The sequence below is a fragment of the Hungatella sp. L36 genome (assembly GCF_014288035.1).
Window position 1 is genome coordinate 105,374 of record NZ_JACOPC010000010.1, and the last position, 11,199, is coordinate 116,572.

The following is an 11,199-nucleotide window of genomic DNA, read 5'->3' on the forward strand; positions in this document are numbered from 1 at the left end:
CTTACCTCCTGTCACAGTGCAGGCACCGGAACGCCTCACCGATTGCGTCTAATTTGTGGAAGCCGCACGCCACTTCTTTAAAGTTGTCGATCCTCTCATCCACAGGAAGCGTTCTGACCGGGAATCTCATATGCGGCTCGGTCACTTCCATGTCGGGGATCACCGGAATCTCCAGCCACTCGCCCATATTCAGTTCTCCGCTGCCGCCTAAGTACTTGTCGATATTGACGGCCGCTTTCTTTCCGTCGGCGATGGCGTTGACGGCGACATTGGCTCCCCACGGGCTCGTATCGCCTCCCGCAAACACGCCTTCCTCCGAAGTGCGGCTGGTGAACTGATGAACGTCAATCCTGCCCTTTCTGTCGAAGTCCAGCTGGGTTGTCTGATGGAATTTATGATCCACATCCTGGTTGATGGCCGTTATGATGCCGTCACACTCCAGAAGAAACTCGGAGCCCTCGATATGTGCGCTTCTGCGCCGGCCATCCGGACCGTAATCCGTAAGCTGCCGTTTTACCAGCTCGATGCCGCAGACAGCTCCGTCTTTCTCTGTGATTCTCACAGGGGATGCCAGGGTGATGATGCGGATTCCCTCTTCTCTCGCTTCCTTTACCTCCTCGGCGCCGGCCGGCATTTCCCGCTCGGTTCTGCGGTATACGACCGTTACCTCCTTTGAGCCGAGCCGGACCGCCGTACGCGCCACATCCATGGCCGTGCTTCCGCCGCCTATGACGACAAGGCGTTCGGGAACTGAAAGGCTCTGTTTTAAGCCGATTCGTTTTAAGAAGATAAGGCCGTTTTCCACACCCGGTAAATCCTCACCCGGTATGCCCAGGGTTCTCGACTGCTGTGTTCCGATCGCCACGTAGACGGCGTCGCTCTGATTTTTCAATTCCTCAAAGGAGATCGCTTCCCCGATTCTTACATTGCAGTGGATGTTCACGCCGCTCTGTTCGATGGCCTTCACCTCTTTCGCCAGCACCTCCTTCGGAAGGCGGTACTCCGGAATTCCCCAGTAAAGAACTCCGCCGGCAACACTCTCCGCCTCGTATACGTGAACCTCATGGCCTAAATTAGCCAGATAATACGCACAGGTCAAACCGGATGGTCCGCCTCCCACTACAGAAATTCGTTTTCCCGTGGCCGGCTTCGCCTCCACCTTCGGAATCTCGTATCCATCCTGAAGCACATAGTCTCCGATGAAGCGCTTTAAGGAACAGATGGAGACGGCTTCGTCCACCTGGGCGCGGCGGCAGCGGTCCTCGCACGGATGCGTACAGATGCGGCCGCAGACGGACGGAAATGGATTATCCTGGCGGATCAGCCGGTATGCGTCCTCAAACCTTCCAGCGGAGAGCAGGCTGATATAGCCAGGTACAAACACGTTGGCCGGACAGGCGTTGCGGCACGGCGACGTCTGCAGCTCGGAACAGACTCCGGCGCGGCAGTGTTTCTCGTAAATATGTTCCTCGTATTCATTTCTGAAATAACGGAGTGTGGAAAGCACCGGATTCGGGGCAGTCTGGCCCAGGCCGCACATGGCTGTCTGCCTGATGGTCTCCGCCAGCTCCTCCAGAAGCTCCAAATCGCCTTCCTCGCCCTTTCCTTCCGTAATCCGTTCCAGAATCTCCAGCATCCGCTTTGTGCCGTTCCGGCAGGGCAGACACTTTCCGCAGGACTCATCACGGATAAAGTCCATAAAGTATCTGGCGGTATCAACCATACACGTGTTTTCACTCATAACCACCAGGCCGCCGGATCCCATGATGGCTCCCAGCTTCGCCAGGGATTCATAATCCACCGCCGTGTTTAAATGTTCCCCGGTGAGACATCCGCCGGAAGGACCGCCGGACTGAATCGCCTTGAATTTCCGTCCTCCCGTGATGCCTCCGCCGATTTTATAGATAATGTCTCCCAGCCGTATTCCCATGGGGACCTCGATAATTCCCGCGTTGATAATGTCTCCCGCAAGGGCGAATACCTTGGTGCCTGCGCTCTTTTCCGTGCCGAACTGCCGATACCACTCCGCGCCGTTCAAGATAATGGGCGCCGCGTTTGCCAGCGTCTCCACGTTGTCTATAATCGTCGGCTTATCGAATAAGCCCCGCTCAAACGGGAACGGCGGTTTCTGCCTCGGCTCCCCGCGTTTTCCCTCTATGGACGCCAGAAGGGAGGTCTCCTCGCCGCAGACAAATGCGCCCGCGCCGATCCGGATCTCCAGATCGAACTGAAATCCGCTTCCCAGAATATCGGTTCCCAGAAGTCCCCGGTCTCTGGCCTGCTCGATGGCGGCGGAAAGGCGCTCCACTGCGATGGGGTATTCCGCCCTGACATAGACGTAACCCTTGTCTGCGCCGATGGCATAGGCGCCCAGCATCATGCCTTCGATGATACTGTGAGGATCGCCTTCCAGAATACTGCGGTCCATGAACGCGCCGGGATCACCTTCATCGGCGTTGCAGACCATATATTTCTGTCCGTCCTCGGACACGGCTTTCAAGCCCGATTCCCATTTGATTCCCGTCGGGAAACCGGCGCCGCCGCGGCCGCGGAGTCCGGAGGCCTTCATGATCTCCACCACCTCTTCTCTGCTTAAGCCGTCCAGTGCTTTCGCAGCAGCCGCGTAGCCATCCCTTGCAATGTAAGCTTCCATGGAGGCAAACTCCATGCGCCCGCAGTTGCGCAGCGCGATGCGGACCTGCTCTTTAAAGAAATTGATGTCGTCCAGCTTCGGAATGTAGCGTTCCTCCTCCGCATCGTAAAACGTATACTCTTCACAGACCTCCCCGCCGATCAGATGGCGCTCCACGAGATCCGCCACCTTCTGCGGATTCATGGCCGTGTAGAAAATTCCGTCCGGCTCCACCAAGAGAACGGGCCCCGCCGCACACGTTCCCATACAGCCTGTCACCAGAATCTCCACCTCCGACTCCAGCTGATGCTCTGCGAGAGACATTTTGAGCGCCTCCTGTACCTCTCCGCAGTGAGAGGAGATACATCCGGCGCCTCCGCAGACCAGAATCCGGCGTTTAAAGGCTTTTCTTTTTTCTATGTAATCCTTTTTTATATCTGCAAGCATGGCAGAATTTGTGATTTTATTTTCCATTCCGTTATTCCTCCTAGTTATGAGCACTTAGAGACCGTATTGTGGTCTCTTACGTGCGATACATGCCACTCTGCCTGGTGAGGTCTTTCACGAACCTAGCAGTGTGGTCCATCATAATATCTTGCAAGAATCTGCTCCAGCTTATCCGGATTCACCTGCTTGTAAACCTGGCCGTCAATGGACATCGCCGGGGCCAGACCGCAGGCGCCGATGCATCGCGCCACCTCCAGCGTAAACTTCCGGTCCTCCGTCGTATCGCCGATCTTCACATCCAAAAGCTCCTGAAGCCGTTCCGATATCTTCTTTCCGCCCCGCACATAGCACGCCGTTCCGAGACAGACGCGGATCGTGTGCTCTCCTCTCGGCTGCGTGGAAAAAAAGGAATAAAAGGAAACCACCCCGGATACCTCGGACAGCGGAATATCCAGCGCGTCCGCAACCGTCCTTTGTACCTCCAGGGGCAGATATCCATAGATTCCCTGCGCCATGTGAAGTACAGATATCAGCGACCCCTCCTTTCCCCTGTACTCCGAAGCCAGCTCCCCAATCCGCCCGAGTAAAGTCTCAGGACTGCTGTCACACCCTTCGCAGCAGCAATGTTCCGTGTTTTCTTTCATCATGATTCCTACCTCCTCATTATATTGTGAAAAATTATACAAAGTTAAAGAGAGAGCAGCCTCATCAGCTGCTCTCTCTCATCCACCATGTATTATTGAAACACCAAAACCTCTTATGCTCAAAACAGTATCCCGACATCGTCATTCCTCACTATTCTGAAATCTAAAAAATTTTTAGGTAATCTAATTTTTTTATAGTCTCATACTATCATGCAGTGACAACGCCTGTCAAGCCATTGTTTTTTTTTTGACACAATCTGTGTTGCCGCGAACGCTGCGCTCCAGGTGTTTTACGAATTTTCAGGATTGAATATTTGCGGGAAATATTTTACAATGATCCTATCAGGCTTCATGGCCGCCGCATTTTATGAAGCTGCGGATGCGGTCTGAAGCATTTTAAAGGGGGAATCTCATCCATGTGGTTTTTGTTTGCTCTCCTCTCATCGGTTTTTGCCGCCCTGACCTCCATACTCGCAAAAGTGGGGATCGAAGGCGTCAATTCCAACCTGGCTACCGCGGTCAGGACCGTCGTGGTCGTGATTATGGCGTGGGTCGTCGTATTCATGACCAACACCCAGAGCGGTCTTCCCGATATCGGCAGGAAAAGCTGGATTTTCCTGATTCTTTCCGGCCTTGCTACCGGTGCCTCCTGGATCTGCTATTACAAGGCGCTGCAGATGGGGGAAGCCTCCAAGGTGGTGCCCGTAGACAAGTTCAGCATCGTGCTCACCGTCATCCTGGCTTTTCTTTTCCTGCATGAGCAGATCACCATCAAAAAACTGATCGGAATCCTGCTTATCACGGCCGGAACCTTTTTCATGATCCTTTAGGAGGCAAAAACACCGCATGGCAAGAAGTTTACACGCTTCCCGCCATGCGGTGTTTTTATTTTCTATTATCTTTCCCTGAATGATGCACATTCCGTGTGGCTGGCCTCACTCGCACCGTCTCCGGCGATACCGATATGATCCGCGGAACAGTGGCGGCCTTCGTTGTATACACATTTTACCGCTTCACAGTCTACTTCCAGTCTGTTTTCAGGTGTCTTGAACAGGTTATGGTAAGCACCGTCCTTATTCTCGTCAAAGCTGCCGCAGCACGTGTCACACGTTTCTTTTGCCTGCTCGCCCTCTACGATGATTGCAGCCTTACAGCAGCAGTTTTCCGCATTGTGAAGGCAGTTTGTCACGTTACAGTCCAATCTCGTCATGGAATATCCCTCCTTGAGAATTCTTAAATTCTATCGCTTCTGCAGGAGTTATTATGCGCAGGCGGGACAGGAACTATTCGACATTAATTGTTTTAATTTCCTTTGTACGGATTTCACGGCTGATGGCATCGATGAAATCGGAAAGGGACTTCTGCCCTTCGTCTCCGTTAAAACGGCTGCGGACAGACACAAGGCCGTCCTCCTCTTCCTTCTGTCCAACGACCAGCATGTACGGAAGCTTGGCCAGACGCGCCTCTCTGATCTTGTATCCGATCTTCTCCGCGCGCTCATCCACAGTCGCCAGAATACCGTTAGCCTTAAGCTCTGCTTCCACCTTTTCCGCGTAATCATGATACTTCTCGGATATCGGGAGCACTCTCACCTGTTCCGGACACAGCCATGTCGGGAACGCGCCTTCGTACTTCTCGATCAGCCAGGCCAGCGTTCTCTCATAGCAGCCCATGGAGGTGCGGTGGATAATATACGGACGCTTCTTGGTGCCGTCCTTATCCACGAAGCTCATGTCGAACCGGTCGGCTAAGAACATATCCAGCTGAATGGTGATCATGGTGTCTTCCTTGCCGTATACATTTTTCGCCTGGATATCCAGCTTCGGACCGTAGAAGGCAGCCTCGCCCACTTCTTCCGTGTACTCAATGCCGATGTCGTCGAGAATCTTTCTCATGGCAGCCTCAACTTCATCCCACATCTCAGCATTTCCCAGATAATGGCCGGCATTCTCGGGATCCCATTTGGACATACGGTAGGTCACGTCTTCTTCCAGTCCCAGCGTCGTCAAGCAGTATTTTGCCAGGTCCACACAGCCTTTAAACTCCTCCTCCAGCTGGTCCGGTCTCACCACGAGATGGCCCTCGGAAATGGTAAACTGGCGCACACGGGTCAGTCCGTGCATCTCACCGGAATCCTCGTTGCGGAAAAGTGTGGAGGTCTCGCCGTATCTGCATGGCAGGTCGCGGTAGGACTTGGGGCTCTGTTTGTATACGTAATACTGGAATGGACAGGTCATGGGGCGCAGTGCGAACACTTCGTCGTCCTTCTCCTCGTCACCCAGCACGAACATTCCTTCTTTGTAGTGATCCCAGTGATCGGAAATCACGTATAAATCCTTTTTCGCCATCAGAGGAGTCTTCGTCCTCATATAGCCGCGTTTCTCTTCCTCATCCTCGATCCATCTCTGAAGCGTCTGGATGATCTTTGCGCCCTTCGGCATCAGTAATGGAAGGCCCTGTCCGATTACGTCCACGGTAGCGAACAGCTCCAGCTCACGTCCCAGCTTGTTGTGGTCGCGGTTCTTGATATTGGCTAAGTACTCCAGATATTCGTTCAGCTCTTCCTTCTTCGCAAAGGCCGTTCCGTAGACGCGGGTCAGCATGGCGTTCTTCTCACTGCCCCTCCAGTAGGCTCCTGAGGAAGAGGTCAGCTTAAAGGCCTTGATCGGCTTCGTGCTCATCAGATGAGGTCCTGCGCATAAATCCGTAAAGTCCCCCTGGCGGTAGAAAGAGATCTCCGCGTCTTCCGGTAAATCCCGGATCAGCTCCACTTTATACGGCTCCCCTTTTTCCTCCATAAATTTGATGGCTTCCTCGCGCGGAAGCGTAAAACGCTCCAGCTTTTCGCCGGCCTTGATGATCTTCTTCATCTCGGCTTCAATCTTATCTAAATCATCCCTGGAAAAGGAAGGAGTCTCAAAATCATAGTAAAAACCGTTCTCGATGGACGGTCCGATGGCCAGCTTTGCCTCCGGATAGAGGTGCTTCACCGCCTGTGCCAGCACATGGCTCGTCGTGTGACGGTAGGCCGCCAGTCCGGCCGGATCATGAACGGTCAGGATACTTAAGCTGCAGTCCTGCTCTACCGCAGTTCTCAAATCCACTACCTTGCCGTCCACCTCGCCTGCGCAGGCATTTCTCGCAAGGCCTTCGCTGATATCCGCCGCAATCTCATAAACGGACATCGCCTGTTCGTATTCTTTTACTGAACCGTCTTTTAATGTTATCTTCATCATTAAGTTTCTCCTTTTCTATCATCTTTCCCCTTTGTCAGAGGCAAAATACGTTTTATCTTTCATCTTGTTTCAATCCACTCCCGTCGCGGAACGAACCGGAAGCTCCGTACCAGTACTTCAGTACCAGTACCTCCGTACCGGAAGCTCCGCATCGGAACCTCCGCACCAGAACGTCGTCAGGAAAGCCCTTCACCGCGCCCCAGCGTAAAATAGAGTATCACCGCGATCACAAGAGGCGCCAGAAATCTCACGATAAAACTCCACGTTCTCCTCATCACCATCGGATATCTTCCCTCCGATTCGATCTCCTCCACCGCGTTCTTCGTCCCCCATACCCATCCGACAAACAGGCAGAAGGCCAGAGCGCCCAGAGGGATCATCAGGTTGTCCGTAAATTTTTCCATCACTGCATTCATCGGCAGCATGGTAAAGCCCTGTGAGAAATCGAACCACGGAAGCTTAATACCTCTCGCATCGGACTGTGACAGGGAGTATCCGGCGCTCAGCACCGTCATCGGCACCGATAAGACAATCGTGGATTTCAGCCTGCTGAAATGAAACTCTTCGCTGATAAATGCCACGCAGCTCTCAAGAATACTGATCGCACTGGTCAGCGCCGCAAAGAACAGCAGGATAAAGAACACCAGTCCGAACAGCTTGCCGCCCGGAAATCCGGCGAACACCTCCGGCAGCGCCATAAAGGCAAAGCCGCCGCCCATTCCCAGTCCTTCCGCCCCCAGCGTGACAAACACAACCGGGATGATCGCAAAGGCCGCCAGGATGGCCACCATGGTATCCAATGCGCAGATGCTGACCGCACTCTTCACCAGATGATCGTCCTTCGGAACGTAGGAACCGTACGTCACCATGATCCCCATGCCTACGGAAAGGGAAAAGAAGGCCTGTCCCAATGCCCCTACCAGCGTGTTGCCGTTAAACGACTCCGGCCGAATAGTCAGCATAAAGGTAAGTCCCTCTTTCGCCCCCGGAAGCGTGACTGCCCGGATCACGCAGGCCAAAAGGAGGAGAAACAGCGCCGGCATCAGGACCTTGCTGACACGCTCAATTCCTGAAGAAACGCCCTTTACCACCACATAGATACAGAGGAGAAGAAATGCCGCTCCCCAAAGAAGCGGTTCCACCGGCTTCGCAATGAAGTCCGCGAAATACGTCTGGTACGGATTCGCCGCAGCCCCGAAATGCGCGCCGCTCGCATAGACCCAGATATATTTCATCACCCATCCGCCCACAATGCTGTAGTAAGACATAATGACAAAGAGAGTCAGAACGCCGATTCCTCCCACGAATGTGAATCGCTTATCCAGCTGCCGGAACGCCCCGATCACATTTTTCTGCGTCCTCCTTCCGATTGATAATTCCGCCAACATTACCGGAAAACCAATCAGGGCGACGATAATGATATAGCAGAGAATAAACGCGCCTCCGCCGTACGCCCCCACCTTTCCCGGAAACTTCCATATATTGCCCAGGCCGACGGCAGAACCTGCCGCCGCCAGTATGAATCCCACGTTGCTTGCCCACTGGCTTCTCTTCTGATGCATAGTTTCCTGTACTCCTCTTGTCTGTTCGTTTTGTTATTCCCGCGAGCAACGAGTCAGGCGGGCGCGCTTGCGGGTCCACCTAACGACTGCCGCGAGGGTCAAAAATCGCGCCGCTCGCGGCGCTGCGAGTTTGATGCCCCGTTGCTTGCAGCGGGGTTTTTGACTTACAGCAGTATAATAAGTGCGGCTGTAATCGCTGCGATGCTTATGATGATGGAGAGGGAATTGACCGCGCTCGCCATCTCTACATCTCCATTCAAGGCTCCCGTAAATGCCGGAGCGATCGAGGCCACCGGCCCCAGAGACACGATTGCCAGAGTCTGGCGCACTTCCAGCCCGAAGGGGGCAAAGAAATAAAAGCCAACCGCCATCAGAACCGCAATGCCGTAGCGCATCACGAGAATCTGCACGATCTGTGCAATTTTTTCCCGGTCCATGTGGATTTCAAATCCGATCCCAAGCATCAGGAGCGCCAGAAACGCATTGGCGCCGCCCGCTGTATCCGCGAAGCTGATCATCACTGCCGGAAGCTGCAATTTTAAAATGCTGAGAATTGTCATGACGATATATGCGTCAAACGGAATCGAGGAAAAGAGCTTCTTCGTCATTCCCAGGAGAGACGGCTTTTCATCCTCTCCCACCACCATACCTGCCAGTGTAAACGTCATCCCCGTACACATAATGGAGTTGCCCGCGTCAAACAGACTGGTGGCCGCAAATCCCACAGGGCTTAAAAAGCTCTGCACAAAGGGCATGGTGAAATTGCCGATATTGTAGCCCGACATATTGAGCATGGCAAAGGCCCTCGTCTCCTTCGGCTTTCTTATATTGATCCCATATCCGACGGCGATCGTCACAAAATTGCAGAGAAGTCCGATTACGCACATGGCAAGCAGTGAATAATCCATGGTTATCTTGCTGAAATTCGATACAATAGCCGCCGGCAGTGTTATTTTAATCACGATATTGGAAATCAGGTAAAAATCCTTTGCGTGAAAAAATCCCACCCGCTTCAGAATATAGCCCATGGCGATGATTGCAACAAACGCAAACGCTTTTGTCAGTACTGCTGTCATATCCAGTCCCCTCCCGGCCATTGATCACGGCCATCTTTTGCTTCTTATTTATTTCTTTCTTTCAATCCACATTCTAAGTCCAGAATACAAAACTTAGAATGACATAGCAGCTATGCTACCATTAAAATTTGCACACAATTTTCATCCTAACCTGTTCTGAACATTTTGTAAAGAGTAATTTACGAATCCGTTTCAATTTCTTTGTCCATATGCATTACATAAGAGACATCCGGCCTCAGTTCCGCCTCCACACGCTCAAAATTCTCCTCCAGAACCGGAAACGGAGGCCATGCGTAATCGCAGATCAGCTGAAGCGCCGCCTCTTTCACGGAAAGTGTATTGTCACTGACGATGACCACCTGCAGAAGGTCCACAATAGCGTCCTGATACGGCAGCTGATACCCAAACCACGGATCCAGAAAACGGTCCAGACAGAAAAGAAGGCTCTCCTTCTTCCCCATATTCGTTCCCATCAGGACATTCCTTATGGCCTCTATCCCGCTCTTCACGATCTCCATCTCATCATCGGTATAAGTTATGTAAGACATCTGACATCTCCCGCCTTCCTCTTATCATGACAAAAGGAGCTGCCCACTGATTACCCAGCGAGGCAAGCTCCATCAAAACTTGTCTGTTCCGGTTCTTTTATTCTGTCCCCATTATTTTGCTGCTTCCCATTCCCGATGCCATTCCGCCACCAGACTGCTGTCTTCTCCGCATATCGAGGCAGCTTCCTCCGCGCTAATACCTTTGGCAAACAGATTGACTGCTACTTCATGCGCTTTCTCTGAGATACCTTCCGCTCTGCCTTCTTCTTTACCTTCCCTGCGGCTCAACTCCTTTTCATCGGCAATATGCCGCTGCTCATCATATTCCGTCAACAGCACCTCGAACACCTCCGCTCTGTGGATCGACAAAAATTCCGCCAGTACTCCATCCCGGATACAGGAATCCATCACGTCCTCAACCGCCGTCCCGAGCGCCGTTCTATCCTTCGTCCTCTCCCTGATACGTGCCACGAATTCCGCATACTCCCTGAGTGTCGAACACTGCTTCATCAGCCCCTCATTATGACCGCGATTAATATTCATCATAATCGCCTTAAACTCCATACACGGCTCCAGTTCTGAATGAACGCGGGAAAATGCATCCGAAAGCTTCAGTTCGATGTAATCCGGTTCCTCCTTCAGACCGTTATAGAACACATAAAACTGAGGAATCGGAAGCGTAATCAGCCTGCTCCCGTAGAGATTAAGTCCATTCTGCTCAATGTATTTCCTGTATTCCTCTACGATATATAATGTGCCGCGAACCGGCATATTAGGATTCCAGGTCGACTGGTGCTCCCAGAGATTTAAGACATCATCAATCAGAAATGCGAGATCATTCTTCATCTTCATGTAGATTACATCATCCAGCGTATTAATCTCAAGCTCTTCAGGATTGGTATACTCTGAGTGACTGATCGCGTTATACAGGGAAAGCAGTTCCTCTTTCCGGTTAAATACCATTCGAAATAATCTGTCTTTGTATTTCTTATTCACTTTTACCATATTCCTTACCTCCATTATACTGAAACCAGTTGTACTTTTCAACAGATTT

9 protein-coding genes are annotated in these 11,199 nt (G+C 52.3%); 1 reads left to right on the forward strand and 8 read right to left on the reverse strand.

All coding sequences use genetic code 11. The annotated features are described in order from the left end of the window. Position 1 precedes the first annotated feature (1 nt). Positions 2–3,079, reverse strand: a complete 3,078-nt coding sequence (gene nuoF / locus H8S80_RS21645; RefSeq protein WP_034561949.1) for an NADH-quinone oxidoreductase subunit NuoF — start codon at positions 3,077–3,079, stop codon at positions 2–4. Between the two features lie 122 nt (positions 3,080–3,201). After that, positions 3,202–3,723: an NADH-quinone oxidoreductase subunit NuoE family protein gene (locus H8S80_RS21650; protein WP_117632893.1), complete on the reverse strand. Its 522-nt coding sequence runs from the start codon at positions 3,721–3,723 to the stop codon at positions 3,202–3,204. A gap of 416 nt (positions 3,724–4,139) precedes the next feature. Between H8S80_RS21650 and H8S80_RS21655 the strand changes: the two genes are divergently transcribed. Then, positions 4,140–4,553 carry an EamA family transporter gene (locus tag H8S80_RS21655; RefSeq protein ID WP_002603676.1) on the forward strand — a complete coding sequence of 138 codons (414 nt, stop codon included), beginning with the start codon at positions 4,140–4,142 and terminating at the stop codon, positions 4,551–4,553. A 65-nt stretch (positions 4,554–4,618) separates the two neighbouring features. On the opposite strand, the gene H8S80_RS21660 is transcribed toward H8S80_RS21655, so the two are convergent. The 6 genes from H8S80_RS21660 to H8S80_RS21685 form a co-directional block, all read right to left on the reverse strand. After that, a complete protein-coding gene (locus H8S80_RS21660) occupies positions 4,619–4,933 on the reverse strand; it encodes a DUF1540 domain-containing protein (protein WP_117632859.1) in 315 nt (104 codons plus the stop codon). A gap of 73 nt (positions 4,934–5,006) precedes the next feature. Next, positions 5,007–6,956: a threonine--tRNA ligase gene (gene thrS, locus H8S80_RS21665; RefSeq protein WP_117632894.1), complete on the reverse strand. Its 1,950-nt coding sequence runs from the start codon at positions 6,954–6,956 to the stop codon at positions 5,007–5,009. 179 nt (positions 6,957–7,135) lie between these two features. After that, positions 7,136–8,521, reverse strand: a complete 1,386-nt coding sequence (locus tag H8S80_RS21670; RefSeq protein ID WP_002603670.1) for a sodium-dependent transporter — start codon at positions 8,519–8,521, stop codon at positions 7,136–7,138. 164 nt (positions 8,522–8,685) lie between these two features. Beyond that, complete coding sequence (locus tag H8S80_RS21675; protein WP_002603669.1) at positions 8,686–9,597, reverse strand: AEC family transporter; 912 nt, start codon at positions 9,595–9,597, stop codon at positions 8,686–8,688. A gap of 179 nt (positions 9,598–9,776) precedes the next feature. Then, on the reverse strand, positions 9,777–10,145 hold the full coding sequence (locus H8S80_RS21680) for a hypothetical protein (protein WP_243007963.1): 369 nt from the start codon (positions 10,143–10,145) through the stop codon (positions 9,777–9,779). Positions 10,146–10,256: 111 nt separating this feature from the next. Continuing rightward, positions 10,257–11,150: a hypothetical protein gene (locus tag H8S80_RS21685; protein ID WP_117632860.1), complete on the reverse strand. Its 894-nt coding sequence runs from the start codon at positions 11,148–11,150 to the stop codon at positions 10,257–10,259. Positions 11,151–11,199 lie beyond the last annotated feature (49 nt).

Bases quoted from the DNA above. Each gene is read 5' to 3' on its own strand.
- H8S80_RS21650 (WP_117632893.1), bottom strand. From the start codon at position 3,723: ATGAAAGAAAACACGGAACATTGCTGCTGCGAAGGGTGTGACAGCAGT.
- H8S80_RS21680 (WP_243007963.1), bottom strand. From the start codon at position 10,145: ATGTCTTACATAACTTATACCGATGATGAGATGGAGATCGTGAAGAGC.
- H8S80_RS21670 (WP_002603670.1), bottom strand. From the start codon at position 8,521: ATGCATCAGAAGAGAAGCCAGTGGGCAAGCAACGTGGGATTCATACTG.
- H8S80_RS21655 (WP_002603676.1), top strand. From the start codon at position 4,140: ATGTGGTTTTTGTTTGCTCTCCTCTCATCGGTTTTTGCCGCCCTGACC.
- nuoF (WP_034561949.1), bottom strand. From the start codon at position 3,079: ATGCTTGCAGATATAAAAAAGGATTACATAGAAAAAAGAAAAGCCTTT.
- H8S80_RS21660 (WP_117632859.1), bottom strand. From the start codon at position 4,933: ATGACGAGATTGGACTGTAACGTGACAAACTGCCTTCACAATGCGGAA.
- H8S80_RS21685 (WP_117632860.1), bottom strand. From the start codon at position 11,150: ATGGTAAAAGTGAATAAGAAATACAAAGACAGATTATTTCGAATGGTA.
- thrS (WP_117632894.1), bottom strand. From the start codon at position 6,956: ATGAAGATAACATTAAAAGACGGTTCAGTAAAAGAATACGAACAGGCG.
- H8S80_RS21675 (WP_002603669.1), bottom strand. From the start codon at position 9,597: ATGACAGCAGTACTGACAAAAGCGTTTGCGTTTGTTGCAATCATCGCC.